Genomic DNA, 21,930 nt, shown 5'->3' with positions numbered 1-21,930 from the left:
CGAGCAAGCTCGCGCCTGCACAAGGCCGCACGGCATGCGTGAAGAAACGGCGGAACAACCGGCCCCGCTGCGCAGCGGCCTGACCACCGGCAGCTGTGCCACCGCCACCAGCCTGGCGGCGGCGCGCCTGTTGCTCGGCGGCGCCAGCAGCGACGCCGTGGAGATCGTCCTGCCCAAGGGCAAGCAGGTGCAGATGCGCCTGGAATTCTGCCGCCTCACCGACACCGGCGCCGAAGCCGGCACGATCAAGGATGCCGGCGACGACCCCGACGTGACCCACGGCGCCCTGCTCTATTCCCAGGTGCGCCTGAGCCCGGACAGCGGCATTCGCTTCATCGCCGGCCAAGGCGTGGGCACCGTGACCCGCCCGGGGCTGGTGCTGGGTGTGGGCGAGCCGGCGATCAATCCGGTGCCGCGCCGGATGATCAGCGAACACCTGGCAACCCTGGCCCGGGAACAGGGTTACCAGGGCGGCTTCGAGGTCACGGTCAACGTCGAGGATGGCGAAGCCCTGGCGCTGAAAACCATGAACCCGCGCCTGGGCATTCTCGGCGGCCTGTCGATCCTCGGCACCAGCGGCATCGTGCGGCCGTTTTCCTGCGCGGCCTATATCGCCTCGATCCACCAGGGCATCGATGTCGCCAAGACCAACGGCTACCTGCACATCGCCGCCTGTACCGGCAACGCCAGCGAAGACACCATGCGCCGCGTCTACGACCTGCCGGAAATCGCCCTGATCGAAATGGGCGACTTTGTCGGCGCCGTGCTCAAGCACCTGCGCAAAGTACCGGTGGACAAACTCAGCCTGTGTGGCGGCTTCGGCAAGATCAGCAAGCTTGCGGCCGGGCACATGGACCTGCACAGCCGCCACTCCAGCATCGACCTGCCGCAACTGGCCGAGTGGGCCGCGGCGGTCGGCGCCGACCCGGCGCTGCAAAGCGCCATCCGTGGCGCCAACACCAGCCAGCAAGCGCTGGCCATGGCCAGCGCCGCCGGCATCGCCCTGGGCGACGCGGTGTGCCAGCACGCCCTGGATTTCGCGCGCAGCGTGGTGCCGCCACAGGTCCAGGTCGAAGTCTTCGCCATCGATCGCCAGGGCGGTATCGTCGGCCATGCCGGAGCTTTTCGATGAAGCGCGTACTGCTGCTGGGCGGCGTGACCGAGGCCCTGGCCATCGCCCGGACCCTGGGGCCGGAGCACATCTATAGCCTGGCAGGCATCGGGCGCGTACCCGCTGACCTGGACTGCCAGGTGCGGGTCGGCGGCTACGGCGGCGCCGAGGGCCTGGCCCGGTTCATCCGCGAGCAAGGCATCGAGCTGCTGCTGGACGCCACCCACCCCTATGCCGCCCAAATCAGCCAGAACGCCGCCACGGCCGCGCAGCTGTGTGGCATCCCCTGCTGGGCCCTGCGCCGACCGGCCTGGCAGGCGCAGGCCGGCGACGACTGGCGCGAAGTCCGCGACTGGGCCGAACTGGTCCAGGCACTCGAACCCTTCAAGCGCCCGCTGTTCACCCTGGGCCGCGAGCCCTTGCAGCATCTGCATGAGATCCCCGCCGGGCAGTTCTGGACCCTGCGCGCCCTCGACCCGTACCCCGGCAATGACCGGTGCGAAGTGATAGGCGCACGCGGCCCCTTCCTGATCGACAGCGAACGCGAGCTGTTCGAACGCCGCCATATCGACGTGCTGATCAGCAAGAACAGCGGCAGCAGCGCCACCGAACCCAAGCTGGAAGTGGCGCGCGAGCGTGGGGTACCGGTGCTGATCCTGCAGCGGCCGTCGTTGCCAGCCGTCGATCGGGAATTCCATGACCTGGGCGAGTTGCTCCAGGCCCTGCGCTGACCGTCTGGCCGCGCAAAACCCGGCCGATACATCGAGTTACCAAGTCCCCCGCTGAACGGTAGGACGCAGCCCTGGCCGCCGCGCCACGGGACCTTCGCGTATTGAAGACAGAGGAAACACTTGCAGCGTTGGCCACGGACAGGCTTTGCGGCACGATCAAAGGCCTACCCATATAGTAACTTATTTGTTACCTTTAAGGCCGGCGATGATCACAGTCGAGGAATACCAGCAAGAGAACCAGCGCAGCCCCTTCGGTCGCTGGTTCGAAACGCTGGATACCCAGGCAGCCGTCAAGGTTTCCACCGCGCTGCTGCGCCTGGAAATGGGCAACACATCCAACATCAAGTGGTTCGACGGGCTTGGCGAATACCGCATCGATTGGGGCCCCGGCTACAGGATCTACCTGATCCAGGAAGGCCGGCACCTGGTGATCCTGTTTGGCGGTGGCGACAAGTCCACCCAGCAGGCCGACATCAGGCAGGCGAAGAAACTGATCGCCGAATTCCATCACCGCAAGAAGGCCGAACTGAAAACGAGGTGACACCCATGGCACTGACTCGAAGCTTCAAGCACAGCATTGCCGAACGCGCCGAGCGCGACCCGGCGTTTTCCCAGGCGCTGCTGGACGAGGCTGCTACGCTGTTTCTCAACGGCGAACCGGAGATGTCGCGGATCATTCTGCGCGACCTGGTCAACGCCACCGTCGGCTTCGAAGCCCTGGCCCGCGAGACCGCCAAGCCCAGCAAGAGCCTGCATCGCATGCTGTCCGCCAGCGGCAACCCGAGCATGGACAACCTGGCCGCGATCTTCGCCGCCATCCGCGCCAAGCTCGGCGTGGCCATCGAGGTCCGCGCGGTACCGGCTCACTGAGGAACGGCCAATCCAGGTGGCTCTGCGACACCACACCGCACGGCGCCTTTTTACTTATCCACAGCGATCAGGCTAAATACCCCCCTGTTCGCTCAACCTGACGGATCGTCACCATGTCCCGACAACGGCTCGCATTTGCCTGGATCGCCTGCTTCGCAGTGCTGTTCAACATGCTTGCCATGCCGCTTTCGGGAGCCATGCAGCAGACCGATCGAGCACCTGCCGAGCAACTGTTGTGGGGCAGCTTCTGTTCCTCCAGCGGCACCAAGCTGGTGGCGATCTCCCTGGGCAAGCTGGAACAGCAAGCCCCGCAGAACGACGATCACTCCACGATGCAGCACTGCTGGTGCTGTTCCGGCTCGGCGCCCCTGGTCGCCCTGCCAGGCCATGCGCCGCAGTTGTATTTCGCCCGTTTCGAGTCCAACCGCAGCGTCGCGCCACCCGCGCTGGTCATGCCCACGCCACGCCAGCAATGGCCGAGCCTCAATCCCCGCGCTTCACCTCTGGTCTGATTCCACCTCGCAATTGATCTGCGTGTCGAATCGTTCTGGAGAACTGCCATGTTGAAATCCGTACAGGCCCTGCAAGCCCTGCTGCTGGCCGCCCTGCTGTTGCCCGTTGGTTTTGCCACCGCCCATGAATACCAGGCTGGCGAGTTGCAGATTGCCCACCCCTGGTCACAGGAGCTGCCGCCCAACGCACCGACGGTGGCGGCCTATTTCGTCATTCACAACACCGGCAAGAATGCCGACCGCCTGCTCGGCGTCGACTCGCCGATCTCGGGCAAGGCCGAGCTGCATGAACACGTGCAGCAGGGCGACCTGATGAAAATGCAGCAGGTGCCCAACGTGGCGATCGCCCCAGGCGCGACCGTCACCTTCGCCCCCATGGCCTATCACGTGATGCTGCTGGAGCTCAAAGACCGCAGCCTGCTCAGCGACGGCAAGCGCTTCCCGCTGACCCTGCACTTCGAGAAATCCGGCGACATCACGGTCGAGGCGGCAGTGCAGAAGCAGGCGCCCGTGGGCAACCAGGAACACATGCACGCCCAATAAGCCCCGGCCATCATTACCGTGAACGCCTTGCGCTCGCCTGGCACCTGGCGATCCGTGCGCACGCCCCTGAAAGTACGGCGCGGCAGCTGGATCAGCCTGTTCGCCATGCTGATGATCTTTATCGGTCCGCTGATTTCCCAGTCGATGCCGATGGATCAGGCTGTGCCGATGAACCTGTCCATGTCGACGGACATGAACATGGGCGAGCCCGGCTGCCACGGTGAAAACCCTCACGGCACGGAGCACGGCAAGGTCCAGGGCGAACACCATGCGCTCTGGGAAAAATGCGGTTACTGCAGCCTGCTGTTCAACTGCCCGGCACTGCCTGGCAGCCTGTCGTTCACAGCGCTCGACAGTTCACCGTCCAGCCACTTCCTCACCCCCTCGCCGCGCCTGGGCCATGCCCGGCAGACGGTGTTCCCCGGCGCCCGGACCCGCGCGCCACCTGTCATTGCGTAAACCCCTCAACCGCACTTCACCCGGCCGACTGTAGAAAAGACAGCCGCAGGCTGCTGGCCGTGTTGTTTACGAAATGATTGATGGAACCTTTATGTCCAGGTTTTCTGCTGACACTCGCCTGTGCTCCGCCCAGGCCCCCGCTACCTTTGCCCTGAACGAACCTCGCGTACGTTTCAACCACGCCATCGCCCTGCTCTGCGGCGCCCTGCTCACGCCGCTGGCCCTGGCGGCCGAACAACCGGTGGATCACAGCCAGCACGGCGAAGAACTGAGCCCGACGGTGATCACCGCCATCGCCCCCAGCTCACCGCTGACCGTGGTCACCAACCCCAAGGATCCGCGCCAGCCGGTCCCGGCCAGCGATGGCGGCGACTACCTCAAGACCATCCCCGGCTTCGCCCTGGTGCGCAACGGCGGCACCAACGGCGACCCGGTGCTGCGCGGCATGTTCGGCTCGCGCCTGAACATCCTCACCAACGGCGGCATGATGCTCGGCGCCTGCCCTGGCCGCATGGACGCGCCGACCTCCTATATCTCGCCGGAAACCTACGACAAGCTGACGGTGATCAAGGGTCCGCAAACCGTGCTCTGGGGGCCGGGCGCTTCGGCTGGGACCATCCTCTTCGACCGCGAGCCGGAAAACTTCGGCGAGCTGGGTACCCGGGTCAACGCCAGCGTCCTGGCCGGCTCCAACGGCCGCTTCGACAAGGTGGTGGATGCCGCCGCCGGCGGACCGCTGGGTTACGTGCGGGTGATCGGCAACCAGGCCCATTCCGACGACTACAAGGACGGCAACAACGACACCGTGCCGTCACGCTACGACAAGTGGAACGGTGACGTCGCCCTGGGCTGGACCCCGGACGCCGACACCCTGCTGGAGCTTACCGCCGGCAAGGGCGACGGCGAAGCGCGTTACGCCGGGCGCGGCATGGACGGTTCGCAGTTCAAGCGGGAAAGCCTGGGCCTGCGTTTCGAGCGCTCCAATATCGGCGAGGTGCTGGATAAGGTCGAGGCGCAGGTCTACTACAACTACGCCGACCACGTGATGGACAACTACAGCCTGCGCGCGCCGTCCGGCACCGGGATGATGGCCGGCCCCATGGCCAGCAACGTCGACCGCCGCACCCTCGGCGCGCGGATCAAGGCCACCTGGCGCTGGGCCGATGTGCAGTTGATCAGCGGTATCGATGCGCAGACCAACGAGCATCGCCAACGCAGCGCCATGGGTATCGACACCTATAAGGACCAGCCGCGCACCAAGGACGCCGACTTCCATAACTACGGCGCGTTCGGCGAGCTGACCTGGTACGCCGCCGACCGCGACCGGCTGATCAGCGGCGCCCGAGTGGACCGCGCCTCGGCCAAGGACTACCGCCAGAGCATCGGTTCCGGAATGATGGCCAGGCCCAACCCGACCGCCGGCGATACCCGCGCCGACACTCTGCCCAGTGGTTTCATCCGCTACGAGCATGACCTGGCCGACAGCCCGACCACCGTCTACGCCGGCCTCGGCCACGCGCAACGTTTCCCGGATTACTGGGAGCTGTTCTCGCCGAAAATGGGCCCGTCCGGATCGGTCAACGCCTTCGATTCGATCAAGCCGGAAAAGACCACCCAGCTCGACTTCGGCCTGCAATACAAGACTGCGGAACTGGAAGCCTGGGCCTCGGGCTATATCGGCCAGGTACGCGACTACATCCTGTTCAACTACCGCCCCGGGATGATGGGCATGACCTCGCAAGCCGAGAACATCGACGCCCGCATCATGGGCGGCGAGCTCGGCGCGGCCTACAAGCTGACCGACAACTGGAAGGCCGACGCCACCCTCGCCTACGCCTGGGGCAAGAACAGCAGCGACGGCTCGCCGCTACCGCAGATGCCGCCGCTGGACGCGCGTTTCGGCCTGACCTACAGCGCGGACAACTGGAGCGCAGGTGCCCTGTGGCGAGTGGTGGCGGCGCAGAACCGCATCGACGAAAACAAGGGCAACGTGGTCGGCAAGGACTTCGGCAAGAGCGGCGGCTTCGGCGTGTTCTCGCTCAACGGCGCCTATCGGATCAACAAGAACCTGAAGGTCAGCACCGGCGTCGACAACCTGTTCGGCAAGGCCTACGCCGAGCACCTGAACCTGGCCGGCAACGCCGGGTTCGGCTACCCGGCCAATGACCCGCAAGCCATCAACGAACCGGGGCGCACGCTCTGGACCAAGGTGGATCTGAGCTTCTAAACACAACAACAAATGGAGCCGCTGCCGAAGGGCTGCGATAAGGCCGAAGGCCTTCAGCGCTATTGAGTACGTTGCGGCCGTTCCGGCCGATCGCAGCCTATCGGCAGCGGCTACAGAGAGTAATTGCCCATGCGGAGCATTCCCTGATGAGCCAACCGAAAGTGTCTTTCTACAACCTGGCCTGGCGCTGGCATTTCTACGCCGGACTGTTCGTGGCCCCTTTCATGGTGATGCTGTCCCTGACCGGGATCATCTACCTGTTCAAACCCCAGCTCGACCCGCTGATGTACGGCCACCTGCTGCAGGTGCCGGCGGGGCACCACATGCTCAGCGCCGATGAACAACTCCAGCGGGTCCGGGCCGCGTATCCCCAGGGCCATGTCAAACAGTACCTGCCGCCGCTCGAAGCCGGACGCAGCGCGCAGTTCGTGGTGCAGAAGGAAGGTGGCGAACTCAATGTGTTCGTCGACCCTTACCACGGCAATATCCTTGGCGAGCAAGACGCCAAGAACAATCTGCAAGCCATCGCCCGGGCCATTCATGGCGAGCTGATGATCGGCACCCTCGGCGACCGCCTGGTGGAACTGGCCGCGGGCTGGGGCATCGTCCTGGTGGTGTCCGGGCTGTACCTGTGGTGGCCGCGCGGCAAGTCTTCGGCCGGGGTGTTGTGGCCGCGGTTCAGCAGCCGCGGCCGTGTGCTGTGGCGCGACCTGCACGCCGTGGTCGGCTTCTGGGGCGCGGCGTTCCTGCTGGTGATGCTGCTCAGCGGGATGACCTGGACCGGCTTCTGGGGCAAGCAATACGCCGAGCTGTGGAATCGCTTCCCGGCGACGATGTGGAACGACGTGCCCAAGTCCGACCAGCAGGCCGGCGAGCTCAACACCGCCAGCCGCCAGACCGTGCCCTGGGCCATGGAGAACACACCGTTGCCGATGTCCGGCGACCATGCCGAACACATGGCCCACGGCGCCGCGCACGAAGGCCCGGCGGCGCCCACGGTCAGCCTGCAGCAGGTGCAGGACATCGCCACCCAGCGCCAGGTCGAAGCCGGCTACAGCATCACCTTGCCGACCAGCGCCAGCGGCGTGTTCACCATCGCCGTGTTCGCCGACGACCCGCGCAACGACGCCACCCTGCATGTCGACCAGTACACCGGCAAGGTCCTGGCCGATGTGCGCTGGCAGCAGTACAGCAACGTCGCCCGCGCCACCGAAGTCGGGGTGATGCTGCACGAAGGCAAGATGTTCGGCCCGTTCAACCAGATCGTGGTGCTGCTGATCTGCCTGATGATTCTGCTGAGCGCCGTCAGTGGCCTGGTGATCTGGTGGAAGCGTCGTCCTCAGGGGCGCCTCGGTGTACCGCCGCTGCGCCATGACCTGCCGAAATGGAAAACCGCGATGGCGATCATGCTGGCGCTGGCCGTGGCCTTTCCCCTGGTCGGGGCCTCGCTGGTGGCCGTGTGGCTGCTGGATCGCGTGCTGTTGTCGCGCTGGAACCGCTCGACTGAATCGGCCTCATCTTCATCATGAATCAGGCGAGATGCGCGGTTTAGAGGGATCTGTAGACTGCTGTCGGTTCAATTTACGACACGCATAATGTTACTTTGTAACATTAAAGTGTAAGATCCCCTACCCGCAGCCGCCCATGCTGCGGGTAACCCTCTCGAAGAAGCGACTCAGCCGCCCCGATGAACCGCCCGACAACTAAGCTCCTGGCGTCCAGCCTCTGCCTGCTGACCCTGAATCACTCCGCCCAGGCCGACGACGCCCCCCTGATACTGCCCACCGGCACCATCAGCGCGCCTGCCATCGATACGCAGGACATCAGCCTGCACACCCCGACCACCGCCGGTTCGCGCCTGGGCCTGAGCGCCCTGCAAACCCCGGCCAGCACCGAGAGCCTGAGCGGCGAGCGCATTCGCCAGCGCGGCGACCGCAGCGTGCAGGACGCGGTGTCGCGCAGCACCGGGATCAGCCGCACTGGCACGCCCGGCGACGGCGGCACTTCGTTGTCGGCGCGCGGCTTTACCGGCCAGGGTTCGGTGATGCAGCTGTACGACGGCAATCGCCTGTACAGCGGCATGGGCACCGTGACCTTCCCGGTGGACACCTGGTCGGTGGAGCGGGTGGATGTGCTGCGCGGCCCGGCCTCGGTGCTGTATGGCGAAGGCGCCACCGGCGCGGTGGTCAATGTGATCCCGAAGAAACCCTTCGCCGGCGAGATCGAAAACCACCTGCGCCTCGGCTACGGTTCCTACGACAGCCAGCAGCAAGCCCTCGACAGCGGCGGCTCGCTGAGCGACACCCTGAGCTATCGCCTGAACCTCAACCGCCTGCGCAGCAACGGCTGGATCGATCGCGGCGACAGCGCCAGCGACTTCATCAGCGCGGCGCTGCGCTGGCAGGCCACGGACGACCTGGCGTTCACCCTCGCCCACGACTACGGCGACCAGCAGCCGATGAATGATTTCGGCACCCCGCTGGTCAATGGCCGCTTCCATGAGGGCCTGCGGGACAAGAACTACAACATCGGCAACGACAAGCAGCACTACAACGATCAGTGGACGCGCCTGACCAGCGAGTGGCAGCTCTCCGACACCGTCAGCGCCAGCAACGAGCTGTATTACCTCAAGGCCCAGCGCCGCTGGCAGAACGCCGAAAACTACAGCTGGGACACCACTGGCCAGCAGCTTCTGCGCAGCGGCAACTTCGCCATCAAGCACCAGCAGGAGCAGGTCGGCGATCGCCAGACCTTCACCTTCAAGCACGGCCTGTTCGGCCTCGACAGCCAGACCCTGGCCGGGGTCGATTACAACCGCATCCGCTTCCAGCTCAACAGCAACTCGCCGTTCAAGGATGCGCTGCCGGATGGCCAGCCGCTGGATCTGCAACACCCGGACAAGGGCCGCTTCGACAGCGCCTCGGCCTATCGCCCGCAATTCCAGAGCACCACCAAACAGATGTCGGCCTTCGCCGAAAACCGTACCCAGCTGAGCGAACGCTGGTCGTTGGTGACCGGCGTGCGCCGCGACTACGTGCAGGTGGATCGCGACAACCTGGTGGACGGCAGCCAGAGCGACAAGACCCTGACCGGCAACAACTGGAAGGCCGGGCTGGTGTTCGCCCTGACGCCGGACACCTCGTTCTACGGCCAGTACGCCACCAGCACCGACGGCGTCGGCGGCCTGATTTCCCTGAGCCCGAGCCAGCAGCAATACGACCTGGCCCGCGCCCGGCAGAGCGAGATCGGCCTCAAGCAGATGTTCTGGGACCAGCGCGGCGAGTGGACCCTGGCGGCCTATCACATCGTCAAGAAGAAGCTGCTGACCGACGACCCGGGCAACCCGACGCTCAAGCAGCAGGTCGGCCAGCAATCGTCCCGCGGCCTGGAAGCCAGCCTCGAGCTGCAACTGCCCCACGCCTGGCAACTGCAAGCCAATGCCGCCATCGTCAAGGCCGAGTACGACGACTTCGAAGAACAGGTCGGCAACCAGTTCGTCTCGCGCAGCGGCAATCGCCCGGTGGACGTGCCACGGCGCACCGCCAACCTGTGGCTGAACAAGGCGGTGACCGATAACCTGCAGGCCGGCGCCGGGGTGCGTTATGTCGATACCCGCTACGCCGACCTGGCCAACCGCAACGAGCTGCCCAGCTACACCGTGGTCGACGCGGTGCTGTCGTGGAAAGCCCTGCGCGATACCACCTTCGGTTTGCAGCTGAACAATCTGTTCGACCGGCAATACGCGCAAAGCCAATACAATGAGGGCCAGCAATGGATCCTCGGCGAACCACGGTCGTTTTTCGTGACCGCCGATTACGCCTTTTAACCAATACCTGTGCCGCCGCCGAAGGCTGCGATCGGTCTGCGCGGCATTCCGACGCAGCACACGCGCTCTTGAGGTCCTCGGAAGGTCCTACGGACCTTTTCGCAGCCTTCGGCAGCGGCTACAGGGCATCACACGGACACCGCATGACCTCGCTGAACCTCACCAACCTGGCCTGGACACCCCTGGGCCAGGGCCACTGTCATCACCAGTTCCAGCTGCGTGAGGCCAGCCTGCGCGTGGCGCCGGGGGAGTTCGTCGGGCTGATCGGACCCAACGGCAGCGGCAAGACCAGCCTGCTGCGCTGCAGCTATCGCTTCAGCCGGCCGGACCAGGGCGAAGTCCGGCTCGATCACTACAACGTCTGGAAGCAGACACCGCGCTGGTGCGCGCAACGCATCGCCGTGGTGTTGCAGGAGTTCCCCGATGCCTTCGGCCTGACCGTCGCAGAAGTGGTCGCCATGGGCCGCACGCCGCACAAGGGCCTGTTCGACGGCGACAGCGCCGCCGACCACGCCATCGCCCGCCAGGCGCTGGAGTCGGTGGGCCTGCTGGGTTTTGAGGCGCATGCCTTCGCCACCTTGTCCGGCGGGGAAAAGCAGCGGGTGATCCTGGCCCGCGCCCTGGCCCAGCAACCGCAACTGCTGATCCTCGACGAGCCGACCAACCACCTCGACCCGCGCTACCAGCTGGAGCTGCTGCAACGGGTCAAGCGCCTGGGCATCGGCACCCTCGCCAGCATCCACGACCTGAACCTGGCCGCCGCCTTCTGCGATCGCCTGTATGTGATCGACCACGGACGCATCGTCGCCAGCGGCACGCCCGAGCAAGTGCTGACGGTCACGCTGCTGCGCGAGGTGTTCGGCGTCGACGCCCTGGTCGACCGACACCCGCTGTCCGGCTACCCACGAATCACTTGGATAACCCAACCATGACCCCGCGCGTCTCCCTCAACCGCCTGATCCCTGCCGGCCTGGCCCTGTCGCTGCTCGCCAGCCAGGCCTGCGCCGAAGCCACCCGTTACCCGCTGACCGTCCACAGTTGCAACCGCGAGGTGACCTTCAAGGAAGCACCGAAGCACGCCCTGAGCCACGACATCAACATGACCCAGATGATGCTCGCCCTGGGCCTCAAGTCGCACATGGTCGGCTACAGCGGCATCAGCGGCTGGAAGGCGGTGACGCCCGAGATGCAGGCCATCCTCGACGGCCTGCCGGAGCTGGCGGCCAAGTACCCGTCGGTGGAAACCCTGCTCGACGCCAATGTCGATTTCTTCTTCGCCGGCTGGGACTACGGCATGCGCGTCGGCGGCGACCTGACTCCACAGACCCTGACGCCGCTGGGCATCAATGTGCTGGAGCTGACCGAGTCCTGCGCCTTCGTGATGAAGCGCCCGGCCGCCAGCCTCGACGACACCTACAACGACCTGCGCAACCTGGGACGGATCTTCGACGTGCAGGACCGCGCCAACCAGTTGATCGCCGGCATGCAGCAGCAGGTCGCCGCGATCCAGCAGGACCTGCCCACGGAAAAACCGCGGGTGTTCCTCTACGACAGCGGCGAAGACCGCGCCATGACCTCCGGCCGCCTGGGCATGCCCCAGGCGCTGATCGACGCCGCCGGCGGACGCAACATCCTCGACGATGTCGAGGCCAGCTGGACCCGGGTCAACTGGGAAACCGTGGTCGAACGCAACCCGCAGGTGATCGTGATCGTCGACTACAGCGAAGTCACTGCCGAGCAGAAACAGCAGTTCCTGCTCAACAACAAGGCCCTGCAATCGGTGGATGCGATCCGTAACCAGCGCTTCATCGTGATCCCTTACGTGCAGGCCACGCCGGGCATCGATAACGTCGAAGCGGTGCAAACCCTGGCCAAGGGTTTCCACGGCGCATGATCGATCGTCGTTATGCCTTTTTGCTGACTGCCCTCGGCGCGTTGCTGCTGGCGTCCTGCGTGCTGTCCCTGGGCTTCGGCTCGGCGCGGGTGCCGGTGGATGTGGTCTGGCGCATCCTGCTGCACAAGACCCTCGGCCTGGGCGAGGCGGACTGGAGCGCCGGGCAGGAACATATCGTCTGGCTGATCCGCGTGCCGCGCATGTTGCTCGGGGCCCTGGTCGGCGCCGGGCTGGCCTTGATCGGCGCGGTGCTGCAAGCAGTGACGCGCAATCCGCTGGCCGACCCGCACCTGCTCGGCGTGACCTCCGGCGCCACCCTGGGCGCGGTGATCGTGGTGCTGCATGTGGGTGAAATCGTCGGCCTGCTGACCCTGCCCATCGCCGCCTTTATCGGCGCGTTGGCGAGCATGCTGCTGGTGCTCGGCATCGCCGCGCGCCACGGCCGGCTCGACAGCGACCGCCTGCTGCTGTGCGGGGTGGCGGTGTCCTTCGTGATGATGGCGGTGGCCAACCTGCTGCTGTTCATGGGCGACCATCGCGCCAGCTCGGCGGTGATGTTCTGGATGCTCGGCGGGCTGGGCCTGGCGCGCTGGGAACTGCTCGCGGTGCCGGCGGCCAGCGTGCTGCTCGGGCTGGTCCTGCTGCTGGGCATGGCACGGCCGTTGAACGCGCTGATGGCGGGCGAGCAGACCGCGGTGACCCTCGGCCTGAATGCCCGCAACGTGCGGCTGCGGGTGTTCCTGATCGCGTCCTTGATGACCGGGGTGCTGGTGTCCATCAGCGGCTCCATCGGCTTCGTCGGGCTGATGGTGCCGCACATTGCCCGGCGTCTGGTCGGCGCCGAGCATCGGCGGCTGTTGCCGGTGTGCGTGCTGCTGGGCAGCGTGTTCCTGGTCTGGGTCGATGTCGCCGCCCGCACCCTGATCGCCCCCGAGGACCTGCCCATTGGCGTGGCCACGGCGGCCATTGGCGGGCTGTTTTTCATCGGCCTGATGCGCCGCCGCTAAAACCCCAAACCCGTAGGCACGGTTTGGCCAACGATGCCCTGTAGCCGCTGCCGCAGGCTGCGATAAGGCCGAAGGCCTTCGGCGATCTTGAAGCCGTGCGCGCCCTTCGGTCGCGATCGCAGCCTGCGGCAGCGGCTACAGGTCATCACTGGCACCAGCGCGGCGCATTCGTGCGCACCAAAGACGCCTGGCGGCCCCGCATTGGTGCGCCAGCCCTCCCCTCCACGCCATGAAAGCGACGTTTTCATGCCCTGTGCCGACTAGGCACACCCCTTGCAAAACAGCCCTTCAGTAGTCCGCATCTGCCAACCAAGAAAACTCATAAGTTCATGGAGATCGCACAATGAAGCGTCGCAGCTTGATCAAGGCTTTCACACTCACGGCAAGCATTGCCGCGATGGGCATGACCTGGACCGTCCAGGCCGCCGAGACCATCAAGGTCGGCATCCTGCATTCGCTGTCGGGGACCATGGCGATCTCCGAAACCTCGCTCAAGGACATGGCGCTGATGACCATTGACGAGATCAACGCCAAGGGCGGTGTCAACGGCAAGCAGCTCGAGGCGGTGGTGGTCGACCCGGCGTCGAACTGGCCGCTGTTCGCCGAGAAAGGCCGCCAGCTGCTGACCCAGGACAAGGTCGCCGTGGTGTTCGGCTGCTGGACCTCGGTGTCGCGCAAGTCGGTGCTGCCGGTGTTCGAGGAGCTCAACGGCCTGCTGTTCTACCCGGTGCAATACGAAGGCGAAGAGATGTCGCCGAACGTGTTCTACACCGGCGCGGCGCCTAACCAGCAGGCGATCCCGGCGGTGGAATACCTGATGAGCGAAGACGGCGGCAGTGCCAAGCGCTTCTTCCTGCTCGGCACCGACTATGTCTACCCGCGCACCACCAACAAGATCCTGCGCTCGTTCCTGCATTCCAAGGGCGTGGCCGACAAGGACATCGAAGAGGTCTACACCCCGTTCGGCCACAGCGACTACCAGACCATCGTCGCCAACATCAAGAAGTTCTCCGCCGGCGGCAAGACCGCGGTCATCTCCACGGTCAACGGCGATTCCAACGTGCCGTTCTACAAAGAGCTGGCCAACCAGGGCCTGAAAGCCACCGACGTACCGGTGGTGGCCTTCTCCGTGGGCGAGGAAGAACTGCGCGGCATCGACACCAAGCCACTGGTGGGCAACCTCGCGGCCTGGAACTACTTCGAGTCCGTGGAGAACCCGGTGAACCAAAAGTTCGTCGCCGACTGGAAAGCCTACGCCAAGGCCAAGAAGCTGCCGGGCGCGGATAAAGCCGTGACCAACGACCCGATGGAAGCCACCTACGTCGGCATCCACATGTGGGCCCAGGCGGTGGAGAAAGCCAAGTCCACCGACGTCGACAAGGTCCGCGAAGCCCTGGCCGGCCAGACCTTCGCCGCGCCGTCGGGCTACACCCTGACCATGGACAAGACCAACCACCACCTGCACAAGCCGGTGATGATCGGCGAGATCCAGCCGGACGGTCAGTTCAACGTGGTCTGGCAGACCGAAGGCCCGATCCGCGCCCAACCGTGGAGCCCGTTCATCCCGGGCAACGACAAGAAGCCGGACTACGCGGTGAAGAGCAACTAAGCAACGGATGGATGCCGGCCGCCGCTCCCGCGTCCGGCACAACCTCTGTAGCCGCTGCCGCAGGCTGCGATAAGGTCCGCAGGACCTTCGAGGCCCTCAAGAGCACGTCCTCTGCGAGGCCGATCGCAGCCTGCGGCAGCGGCTACAGACCCACGCTCCGCGCAAGGCCATTGATATGCCCACTGCCCTCTACCGTTTCATTCTCGCCTGCCTGCTGTTGCTGCCATTGGCCGCCAGGGCCGGCGACGCCGAAGACTTCGTCGCGGCCAACGCCACGCAACAGGCCAGGCTGCTGGAAAGCTGGGCCGCGCAGCCCGACCCGGCGCGCCTCGAACTGCTCGGTGCCTTGCAGCAAGGCCAGCTGACCGTCGATGGCCAAGCCAAGACCTTGCGCCTGAACAATCGCCTGCGGGGTCTGATCGACACCGCCATGGCCAGCCATCAACTGCTCGCCGCCGACGCAAAAGTCCGCCTGGCCGCCGCGCAGCAGTTGCAGAAAAGCGCCAAGCCGGCGCAGCTGAAATTCCTCGATGCCAGCCTGGCGGCCGAACAGGACCAGGGCGTACACGACGCCCTGAGCCTGGCCCTGGCCAACCTGCAACTGGTGGACGGCGACCCGGCCGTGCGCCTGGCCGCGGTGCGTCTGCTGGGTGAAACCGGCGACCCGCTGGCCCGCACCCGCCTCGAAGGCCTGCTCGAACCCGGCGTGGAAGCCGATGCCGGGGTGCGCACCGCCGCCGAAACCAGCCTGGCCCAGGTCAAGCGCAAACTGCTGGTGGGCGAAGTGCTCGGCCAGGCCTTCAGCGGCATGTCCCTGGGCTCGATCCTGCTGCTGGCGGCCCTGGGCCTGGCGATCACCTTCGGCCTGCTCGGGGTGATCAACATGGCCCACGGCGAGATGCTGATGCTCGGCGCCTACTCCACCTACATGGTGCAGTTACTGTTCCAACGCTACGCCCCGCAGGCCATCGAGTTCTACCCGCTGATCGCCCTGCCGGTGGCGTTCTTTGTCACCGCCGGCATCGGCATGGCCCTGGAACGCACGGTGATCCGCCATCTCTACGGCCGGCCGCTGGAAACCCTGCTCGCCACCTGGGGCATCAGCCTGATGCTGATCCAGCTGGTGCGCCTGGTATTCGGCGCGCAGAACGTCGAGGTGTCGAACCCGGCCTGGCTGTCCGGCGGGATCCAGGTGCTGCCCAACCTGGTGCTGCCCTACAACCGCATCGTGATCATCGCCTTCGCGCTGTTTGTCGTCGTACTCACTTGGCTGCTGCTGAACAAGACCCGCCTGGGCCTGAACGTGCGCGCGGTCACCCAGAACCGCAACATGGCCGCCTGCTGCGGCGTACCGACAGGACGGGTGGACATGCTCGCCTTCGGCCTCGGCTCCGGCATCGCCGGCCTCGGTGGCGTGGCCCTGAGCCAGATCGGCAACGTCGGCCCGGACCTGGGCCAGAGCTACATCATCGACTCGTTCCTGGTGGTGGTGCTCGGCGGCGTCGGCCAGCTGGCCGGTAGCGTGTTCGCCGCGTTCGGCCTGGGGGTAGCCAACAAGATTCTCGAACCCCAGATCGGCGCCGTGCTCGGCAAGATCCTGATCCTCGCGCTGATCATTCTGTTTATCCAGAAACGTCCGCAAGGCCTCTTCGCATTGAAAGGACGGGTGATCGACTGATGAATCAGCCTCTATTGGTTACCGCTACACAAAAGGCCGGGCCCAAGGTCTCGGTCGCCGTCGGCGCGCTGATCCTGGCGGTGCTGCTGGCCCTGCCGCTGCTCTCGCTGCTGGCGCCGGACAACCCGCTGCACGTCTCGGCCTACACCCTGACCCTGGTGGGCAAGATCCTCTGTTACGCCATCGTCGCCCTGGCCCTGGACCTGGTCTGGGGTTATGCCGGGCTGCTGTCCCTGGGCCATGGCCTGTTCTTCGCCCTCGGCGGCTACGCCATGGGCATGTACCTGATGCGCCAGGCCGCAGGGGACAGCCTGCCGGCGTTCATGACCTTCCTCTCGTGGACCGAGCTGCCGTGGTACTGGAGCGGCACCGGCAGCTTCCTCTGGGCCCTGTGCCTGGTGGTGCTGGCGCCGGGCTTGCTGGCGCTGGTGTTCGGTTTCTTCGCCTTCCGCTCGCGGATCAAGGGCGTGTATTTCTCGATCATGACCCAGGCCCTGACCTTCGCCGGCATGCTCCTGTTCTTTCGCAACGAGACCGGGTTTGGCGGCAACAACGGCTTCACCAACTTCCGCACCATCCTCGGCTTCGGCATCACCGAGCCTGGGACCCGCGCAGTGCTGTTCCTGGCCACCGTGCTGTTGCTGGTGGCCAGCCTGTATATCGGCTGGCGCCTGGCCCGGAGCAAGTTCGGCCGGGTGCTGACCGCGCTGCGGGACGCGGAAAACCGCCTGATGTTCTGCGGCTACGACCCACGCGGCTTCAAGCTGTTCGTCTGGGTGCTGAGCGCGGTGCTGTGCGGCCTGGCGGGGGCCTTGTACGTACCGCAAGTGGGCATCATCAACCCCAGCGAAATGTCGCCGACCAACTCCATCGAGGCTGCCGTGTGGGTCGCCCTGGGCGGTCGCGGCACGCTGATCGGCCCACTGCTCGGCGCCGGCGTGGTCAACGGCATGAAGAGCTGGTTCACCGTGGCCTTCCCGGAATACTGGCTGTTCTTCCTTGGGGCGCTCTTCATCATCGTCACCCTGTATTTGCCCAAAGGCATCATCGGCTTGCTGAAGAAAAGGGGCGAATCATGAGAATCACACCGACGGCCGAATTCATGCTCGAACCTATCCTCGATGCCAACAAGGATGCAGGCGCCAGCCGCGACGCCATCGGCCTCGGCCAGGCCGCCGGCAAGGGCCTGAACACCCGCCACGGCACCATCCTGACCCTGGAAGACATCAGCGTCAGCTTCGATGGTTTCAAGGCGCTCAACGACCTGAACCTGTACATCGGCGTCGGCGAGCTGCGTTGCATCATCGGCCCCAACGGCGCGGGCAAGACCACCCTGATGGACGTGATCACCGGCAAGACCCGGCCCACCCACGGCAAGGCCTGGTTCGGCGAAACCCTGGACCTGACGCAGATGAGCGAGGTGCAGATCGCCCAGGCCGGCATCGGCCGCAAGTTCCAGAAACCCACGGTGTTCGAAGCCCTGAGCGTGTTCGAAAACCTGGAGCTGGCGCAGAACACCGACAAGTCGGTGTGGGCCAGCCTGCGGGCGAAACTCTCCGGCGAGCAGAAAGACCGCATCGACGAAGTGCTGGAAACCATTCGCCTGACCGCCTCGGTGGAACGCCAGGCCGGCCTGCTGTCCCACGGCCAGAAGCAGTTCCTGGAAATCGGCATGCTGCTGATGCAGGACCCGCAGTTGCTGCTGCTCGACGAGCCGGTGGCGGGCATGACCGATGCCGAGACCGAGTTCACCGCCGAGCTGTTCAAGCGCCTGGCGGGCAAGCATTCGCTGATGGTGGTGGAGCACGACATGGGCTTCGTCGGCTCAATCGCCGACCACGTCACCGTGCTGCACCAGGGCAGCGTGCTGGCCGAAGGGTCGCTGGAACAGGTGCAGGAAAACGAACGGGTGATCGAGGTCTATCTCGGCCGCTGATCCCTCGAACGCCACATGATCCTGTAGCCGCTGCCGCAGGCTGCGATAAGGTCCGCAGGACCTTCCGAGGGCCCCAAGAGCACGTCCTCTTCGAGGCCGATCGCAGCCTTCGGCAGCGGCTACAGCGATCGGCGCAAGCCAGAAGGAACCGGAAATGCTGCAAGTCGACAAGCTGCACCAGTACTACGGCGGTAGCCACATCCTGCGCGGCCTGAGCTTCGAGGCGAAGGTCGGTGAAGTCACCTGCCTGCTCGGGCGCAACGGGGTGGGCAAGACCACCCTGCTCAAATGCCTGATGGGCCTGCTGCCGGCCAAGGAAGGCACGGTGAACTGGGAAGGCCAGGCCATCACCGCCTACAAGCCCCATCAACGGGTGCATGCCGGCATCGCCTACGTGCCCCAGGGCCGGGAGATCTTCGGTCGCCTGACCGTGGAAGAAAACCTGTTGATGGGGCTTTCCCGTTTTGGCGCGAAAGAGGCCAAGGAAGTGCCGGCCTTCATCTACGAGCTGTTCCCGGTGCTGCTGCAAATGAAACAGCGGCGCGGCGGCGACCTGTCCGGCGGCCAGCAACAGCAGCTGGCCATCGGCCGGGCCCTGGCCAGCCGGCCGCGGCTGTTGATCCTCGACGAGCCCACCGAGGGCATCCAGCCATCGGTGATCAAGGAAATCGGCGCGGTGATCAAGAAACTCGCGGCACGCGGCGACATGGCGATCCTGTTGGTGGAGCAGTTCTACGACTTCGCCGCCGAACTGGCCGACCAGTATCTGGTGATGTCCCGGGGCGAAATCGTCCAGCAGGGCCGCGGTGAAAATATGCAAGCCGAGGGTGTACGCGGCCTGGTTACCATCTAAGTTACGATCTAGCCTGTAACGTCCAGACATTAAGCACGAACCATGAACCTGCCAGCCCACACCGCCTTGTTCACCCCCAGCTGGCCTGCCGAGCTGGAACTCGGCTACGCCCGCTTTGGCGACAGCACGCGCCCGGTGCAGCGCCGACACAAGGGCCCGCTGCGGGTGCAGAAACACCTGTACGCCGAAGGCCCCGAGGTCTGCCAGCACATCATCGTGCATCCGCCCGGCGGGATTGCCGGCGGCGACCGCCTGCAGATCCGCGCCAGCGTCGACCGCGATGCCTGGGTGCAACTGACCAGCCCCGGCGCCGCCAAGTGGTATCGCGCCAACGGGCCCGCCTATCAGACCCTGGAATTGAACGTCGCCGCCGGCGCCACCCTGGAATGGCTGCCCCAGGAAACCATCGTGTTCAGCGCCGCCCAGGCCGAACTGAGCACCCGTATCGAGCTGCACGGCGACGCCCGGCTGTTCTACTGGGACGTGGTGGCCCTCGGTCGCCCGGCCAGCGACGAGCGCTTCGACCTCGGGCATTTCCAGTCGCACCTGGACATCCGCCGCGACGGCCAGTTGCTGTGGCACGAACGCCAGCGCATTGTCGGCGGCGACGGCTTGCTCGACTCACCGATCGGCCTGGACGGCCAGCCGGTCTTCGCCACCCTGTTGGCCACCGGCGAAATCGACAGCCAGCTGCTGGAGCGTTGCCGTTCGCTGCACCACTCCGAACATCGGTCAGTACGCGGCGACCTGACGCAACTGCCCGGCCTGCTGGTGGCCCGCTGCCTGGCCAGCGAAGCGTTGCTGGCCCGCGCCTGGCTGATCGACCTGTGGCGCCTGTTGCGCCCGGCCCTGTTGGGGCGCGAGGCGCTGCCGCCGAGGATCTGGAACACATGACACAGCGGCTACGGATGCATCGCGCCATGCCCTCTTTCAACGGCTCAACAACGGATTTTGAACGATGGACCTGACCCCACGCGAAAAAGACAAACTGCTGATCTTCACCGCCGGCCTGGTGGCCGAACGGCGCCTGGCCCGTGGCGTGAAGCTCAATTACCCGGAAGCCATGGCCTATATATCCGCGGCGCTGCTCGAAGGCGCCCGCGACGGCCAGACCGTGGCCGAGCTGATGCACTACGGCACCACCCTGCTGACCCGCGAACAAGTAATGGAAGGCATCCCGGAGATGATTCCGGAAATCCAGGTGGAAGCGACTTTCCCCGACGGCACCAAGCTGGTCACCGTCCACCAACCGATCGCCTGAGGCCGCCCATGACGTACTCCATCTGCGATGCCGTGCATGCTGACCTGCCGGCGATCCGCGATATCTATAACGACGCCGTACTCAACACCACGGCGATCTGGAACGAACAGGCCGTGGACCTGGGCAATCGCCAGGCCTGGTTCAGCGCCCGCCAGGCCCAGGGTTATCCGATCCTGGTGGCGGTCGGCGCCGACGAAAGCGTGCTCGGTTATGCCTCGTTCGGCGACTGGCGGCCCTTCGACGGCTTCCGCCATACCGTCGAGCACTCGGTGTATATCCGCAACGACCAGCGCGGCAACGGCCTCGGCCCGCGCCTGATGCAAGCGCTGATCGAACGCGCCGGGGCCTGCGACAAACACGTGATGGTCGCGGCCATCGAAAGCGGCAATGCCGCCTCGATCCGCCTGCATGAACGCCTGGGCTTCGTCACCACCGGACAGATGCCGCAAGTGGGCACCAAGTTCGGGCGCTGGCTGGACCTGACGTTCATGCAGCTGACCCTCGATCCGGGGGCGCCACCGCCCACCGTCCACAAGGAGTGATACCCGATGAACGCCGCCCAACTGCGTCGAGTCCATGCGGAGAGCTTTGCCCACTATCGCCAGGGGTTGATTGATCTGTTGTTCGACGCCGTGGGCCACGGCGCCTCGGTCGGTTTCATGGCCGACCTCGACGAGGAACAGGCCCGCGCCTACGTCAACAGCGTCCAGGCCAGCGTGACCGACGGCAGCCTGCTGCTGTGGGTGGTGGTTCAGGACGAGCGGGTCCTGGCCAGCGTGCAACTGGCGCTGTGCCAGAAGCCCAACGGCCTCAATCGCGCCGAGGTACAAAAGCTGCAGGTGCGCCACGACGCCCGCCGCCGTGGCCTGGGCCAGCAGTTGATGCACGCCGTGGAACAGGCGGCGCGCCAGCACAAGCGCGGCCTGCTGTACCTGGACACCGAAGCCGGCTCGGACGCCGAAGCCTTCTACAGCGCCCAGGGCTACACCCGCGTCGGCGAACTGCCGAACTACTGCCAAAGCCCGGACGGCACCTACAGCCCGACCGCCATTTACTTCAAGACTCTGGGGCAACCCGTATGATTCCAGGCCAATACCAGATCCAGCCCGGCGACATCGAACTCAACGCCGGCCGCCGCACCCTCAGCCTGAGCGTCGCCAACAGCGGCGACCGGCCGATCCAGGTGGGCTCGCACTATCACTTTTTCGAAACCAACGACGCCCTGGCCTTCGACCGCGCCGCCAGCCGTGGCATGCGCCTGAACATCCCGGCCGGCACCGCCGTGCGCTTCGAGCCGGGGCAGACCCGCGAGGTGGAACTGGTGGACCTGGCCGGGCATCGCCGGGTGTTCGGGTTTGCCGGGCGGATCATGGGTGACCTGGACTGATGCAATCCCGGTAGCCGCTGCCGCAG

At 65.6% G+C, this 21,930-nt stretch carries 23 protein-coding genes; all 23 read left to right on the top strand.

Going from position 1 to position 21,930, the window contains the following annotated elements; translation table 11 throughout:
* The first annotated feature begins 34 nt into the window (after positions 1-34).
* The 23 genes from AC07PQ_RS14670 (at position 35) to AC07PQ_RS14560 (ending at position 21,904) form a co-directional block, all read left to right on the top strand.
* A complete protein-coding gene (locus AC07PQ_RS14670; protein WP_457275541.1) occupies positions 35-1,132 on the top strand; it encodes a cobalt-precorrin-5B (C(1))-methyltransferase in 1,098 nt (365 codons plus the stop codon).
* Entirely contained in the window at positions 1,129-1,842 is a 714-nt protein-coding gene (locus AC07PQ_RS14665; protein ID WP_493185768.1) for a cobalt-precorrin-6A reductase, read from the top strand. The genes AC07PQ_RS14670 and AC07PQ_RS14665 overlap by 4 nt, the downstream gene beginning before the upstream one ends.
* Before the next feature lie 205 nt (positions 1,843-2,047).
* Positions 2,048-2,383, top strand: a complete 336-nt coding sequence (locus AC07PQ_RS14660) for a type II toxin-antitoxin system RelE/ParE family toxin (protein WP_009041967.1) — start codon at positions 2,048-2,050, stop codon at positions 2,381-2,383.
* 5 nt (positions 2,384-2,388) lie between these two features.
* Positions 2,389-2,712 (top strand): helix-turn-helix domain-containing transcriptional regulator, encoded by a 324-nt coding sequence (locus AC07PQ_RS14655; protein WP_007932872.1) that lies wholly within the window; start codon positions 2,389-2,391, stop codon positions 2,710-2,712.
* A 113-nt stretch (positions 2,713-2,825) separates the two neighbouring features.
* Positions 2,826-3,224, top strand: a complete 399-nt coding sequence (locus AC07PQ_RS14650; RefSeq protein WP_007932873.1) for a DUF2946 domain-containing protein — start codon at positions 2,826-2,828, stop codon at positions 3,222-3,224.
* A gap of 48 nt (positions 3,225-3,272) precedes the next feature.
* Positions 3,273-3,767 (top strand): copper chaperone PCu(A)C, encoded by a 495-nt coding sequence (locus tag AC07PQ_RS14645; RefSeq protein ID WP_493185767.1) that lies wholly within the window; start codon positions 3,273-3,275, stop codon positions 3,765-3,767.
* A 54-nt stretch (positions 3,768-3,821) separates the two neighbouring features.
* Entirely contained in the window at positions 3,822-4,226 is a 405-nt protein-coding gene (locus AC07PQ_RS14640; protein ID WP_493185766.1) for a DUF2946 domain-containing protein, read from the top strand.
* A gap of 91 nt (positions 4,227-4,317) precedes the next feature.
* Complete coding sequence (locus tag AC07PQ_RS14635) at positions 4,318-6,453, top strand: TonB-dependent copper receptor (RefSeq protein WP_493185765.1); 2,136 nt, start codon at positions 4,318-4,320, stop codon at positions 6,451-6,453.
* Positions 6,454-6,599: 146 nt separating this feature from the next.
* Entirely contained in the window at positions 6,600-7,982 is a 1,383-nt protein-coding gene (locus AC07PQ_RS14630) for a PepSY-associated TM helix domain-containing protein (protein ID WP_007930931.1), read from the top strand.
* Positions 7,983-8,140: 158 nt separating this feature from the next.
* The gene (locus AC07PQ_RS14625; RefSeq protein WP_493185764.1) at positions 8,141-10,279 is read left to right on the top strand and encodes a TonB-dependent receptor; all 2,139 of its coding nucleotides are present in this window, start codon (positions 8,141-8,143) and stop codon (positions 10,277-10,279) included.
* A 143-nt stretch (positions 10,280-10,422) separates the two neighbouring features.
* On the top strand, positions 10,423-11,211 hold the full coding sequence (locus tag AC07PQ_RS14620) for an ABC transporter ATP-binding protein (protein WP_493185763.1): 789 nt from the start codon (positions 10,423-10,425) through the stop codon (positions 11,209-11,211).
* Complete coding sequence (locus tag AC07PQ_RS14615) at positions 11,208-12,173, top strand: ABC transporter substrate-binding protein (RefSeq protein ID WP_493185762.1); 966 nt, start codon at positions 11,208-11,210, stop codon at positions 12,171-12,173. Before AC07PQ_RS14620 ends, AC07PQ_RS14615 begins: the two co-directional genes overlap by 4 nt.
* Positions 12,170-13,180: a FecCD family ABC transporter permease gene (locus AC07PQ_RS14610; protein ID WP_493185761.1), complete on the top strand. Its 1,011-nt coding sequence runs from the start codon at positions 12,170-12,172 to the stop codon at positions 13,178-13,180. Before AC07PQ_RS14615 ends, AC07PQ_RS14610 begins: the two co-directional genes overlap by 4 nt.
* A 343-nt stretch (positions 13,181-13,523) precedes the next feature.
* Positions 13,524-14,789: an urea ABC transporter substrate-binding protein gene (gene urtA / locus AC07PQ_RS14605; protein ID WP_007930955.1), complete on the top strand. Its 1,266-nt coding sequence runs from the start codon at positions 13,524-13,526 to the stop codon at positions 14,787-14,789.
* A 175-nt stretch (positions 14,790-14,964) separates the two neighbouring features.
* Positions 14,965-16,467: an urea ABC transporter permease subunit UrtB gene (gene urtB / locus AC07PQ_RS14600; protein WP_037036347.1), complete on the top strand. Its 1,503-nt coding sequence runs from the start codon at positions 14,965-14,967 to the stop codon at positions 16,465-16,467.
* Entirely contained in the window at positions 16,467-17,546 is a 1,080-nt protein-coding gene (urtC, locus tag AC07PQ_RS14595) for an urea ABC transporter permease subunit UrtC (protein ID WP_062823804.1), read from the top strand. The genes urtB and urtC overlap by 1 nt, the downstream gene beginning before the upstream one ends.
* On the top strand, positions 17,543-18,403 hold the full coding sequence (gene urtD / locus AC07PQ_RS14590; protein WP_007932912.1) for an urea ABC transporter ATP-binding protein UrtD: 861 nt from the start codon (positions 17,543-17,545) through the stop codon (positions 18,401-18,403). The genes urtC and urtD overlap by 4 nt, the downstream gene beginning before the upstream one ends.
* A 154-nt stretch (positions 18,404-18,557) precedes the next feature.
* Positions 18,558-19,256, top strand: coding sequence for an urea ABC transporter ATP-binding subunit UrtE (gene urtE, locus AC07PQ_RS14585; RefSeq protein WP_007932913.1), 699 nt, complete (start codon positions 18,558-18,560; stop codon positions 19,254-19,256).
* Between the two features lie 42 nt (positions 19,257-19,298).
* Positions 19,299-20,150, top strand: a complete 852-nt coding sequence (locus tag AC07PQ_RS14580) for an urease accessory protein UreD (RefSeq protein WP_007932915.1) — start codon at positions 19,299-19,301, stop codon at positions 20,148-20,150.
* A 64-nt stretch (positions 20,151-20,214) separates the two neighbouring features.
* Positions 20,215-20,517 (top strand): urease subunit gamma, encoded by a 303-nt coding sequence (gene ureA / locus AC07PQ_RS14575; protein ID WP_007927275.1) that lies wholly within the window; start codon positions 20,215-20,217, stop codon positions 20,515-20,517.
* An 8-nt stretch (positions 20,518-20,525) separates the two neighbouring features.
* A complete protein-coding gene (locus AC07PQ_RS14570) occupies positions 20,526-21,059 on the top strand; it encodes a GNAT family N-acetyltransferase (RefSeq protein WP_493185760.1) in 534 nt (177 codons plus the stop codon).
* A 6-nt stretch (positions 21,060-21,065) separates the two neighbouring features.
* The gene (locus tag AC07PQ_RS14565) at positions 21,066-21,599 is read left to right on the top strand and encodes a GNAT family N-acetyltransferase (RefSeq protein ID WP_087089953.1); all 534 of its coding nucleotides are present in this window, start codon (positions 21,066-21,068) and stop codon (positions 21,597-21,599) included.
* A complete protein-coding gene (locus tag AC07PQ_RS14560; protein ID WP_007927269.1) occupies positions 21,596-21,904 on the top strand; it encodes an urease subunit beta in 309 nt (102 codons plus the stop codon). The genes AC07PQ_RS14565 and AC07PQ_RS14560 overlap by 4 nt, the downstream gene beginning before the upstream one ends.
* Positions 21,905-21,930: the final 26 nt, after the last annotated feature.

The organism is Pseudomonas sp. GW821-FHT09E12 (genome assembly GCF_059416085.1).
Note: the sequence above shows the minus strand (reverse complement) of the source record. Positions and strands in the feature narration are given on the sequence as shown.

Bases quoted from the DNA above. Each gene is read 5' to 3' on its own strand.
- AC07PQ_RS14615 (WP_493185762.1), top strand. From the start codon at position 11,208: ATGACCCCGCGCGTCTCCCTCAACCGCCTGATCCCTGCCGGCCTGGCC.
- urtA (WP_007930955.1), top strand. From the start codon at position 13,524: ATGAAGCGTCGCAGCTTGATCAAGGCTTTCACACTCACGGCAAGCATT.
- AC07PQ_RS14655 (WP_007932872.1), top strand. From the start codon at position 2,389: ATGGCACTGACTCGAAGCTTCAAGCACAGCATTGCCGAACGCGCCGAG.
- AC07PQ_RS14570 (WP_493185760.1), top strand. From the start codon at position 20,526: ATGACGTACTCCATCTGCGATGCCGTGCATGCTGACCTGCCGGCGATC.
- AC07PQ_RS14625 (WP_493185764.1), top strand. From the start codon at position 8,141: ATGAACCGCCCGACAACTAAGCTCCTGGCGTCCAGCCTCTGCCTGCTG.
- AC07PQ_RS14560 (WP_007927269.1), top strand. From the start codon at position 21,596: ATGATTCCAGGCCAATACCAGATCCAGCCCGGCGACATCGAACTCAAC.
- urtD (WP_007932912.1), top strand. From the start codon at position 17,543: ATGAGAATCACACCGACGGCCGAATTCATGCTCGAACCTATCCTCGAT.
- AC07PQ_RS14635 (WP_493185765.1), top strand. From the start codon at position 4,318: ATGTCCAGGTTTTCTGCTGACACTCGCCTGTGCTCCGCCCAGGCCCCC.
- AC07PQ_RS14670 (WP_457275541.1), top strand. From the start codon at position 35: ATGCGTGAAGAAACGGCGGAACAACCGGCCCCGCTGCGCAGCGGCCTG.
- AC07PQ_RS14650 (WP_007932873.1), top strand. From the start codon at position 2,826: ATGTCCCGACAACGGCTCGCATTTGCCTGGATCGCCTGCTTCGCAGTG.
- urtC (WP_062823804.1), top strand. From the start codon at position 16,467: ATGAATCAGCCTCTATTGGTTACCGCTACACAAAAGGCCGGGCCCAAG.
- AC07PQ_RS14610 (WP_493185761.1), top strand. From the start codon at position 12,170: ATGATCGATCGTCGTTATGCCTTTTTGCTGACTGCCCTCGGCGCGTTG.
- urtE (WP_007932913.1), top strand. From the start codon at position 18,558: ATGCTGCAAGTCGACAAGCTGCACCAGTACTACGGCGGTAGCCACATC.
- AC07PQ_RS14620 (WP_493185763.1), top strand. From the start codon at position 10,423: ATGACCTCGCTGAACCTCACCAACCTGGCCTGGACACCCCTGGGCCAG.
- AC07PQ_RS14665 (WP_493185768.1), top strand. From the start codon at position 1,129: ATGAAGCGCGTACTGCTGCTGGGCGGCGTGACCGAGGCCCTGGCCATC.
- AC07PQ_RS14630 (WP_007930931.1), top strand. From the start codon at position 6,600: ATGAGCCAACCGAAAGTGTCTTTCTACAACCTGGCCTGGCGCTGGCAT.
- AC07PQ_RS14660 (WP_009041967.1), top strand. From the start codon at position 2,048: ATGATCACAGTCGAGGAATACCAGCAAGAGAACCAGCGCAGCCCCTTC.
- AC07PQ_RS14645 (WP_493185767.1), top strand. From the start codon at position 3,273: ATGTTGAAATCCGTACAGGCCCTGCAAGCCCTGCTGCTGGCCGCCCTG.
- urtB (WP_037036347.1), top strand. From the start codon at position 14,965: ATGCCCACTGCCCTCTACCGTTTCATTCTCGCCTGCCTGCTGTTGCTG.
- ureA (WP_007927275.1), top strand. From the start codon at position 20,215: ATGGACCTGACCCCACGCGAAAAAGACAAACTGCTGATCTTCACCGCC.
- AC07PQ_RS14580 (WP_007932915.1), top strand. From the start codon at position 19,299: ATGAACCTGCCAGCCCACACCGCCTTGTTCACCCCCAGCTGGCCTGCC.
- AC07PQ_RS14565 (WP_087089953.1), top strand. From the start codon at position 21,066: ATGAACGCCGCCCAACTGCGTCGAGTCCATGCGGAGAGCTTTGCCCAC.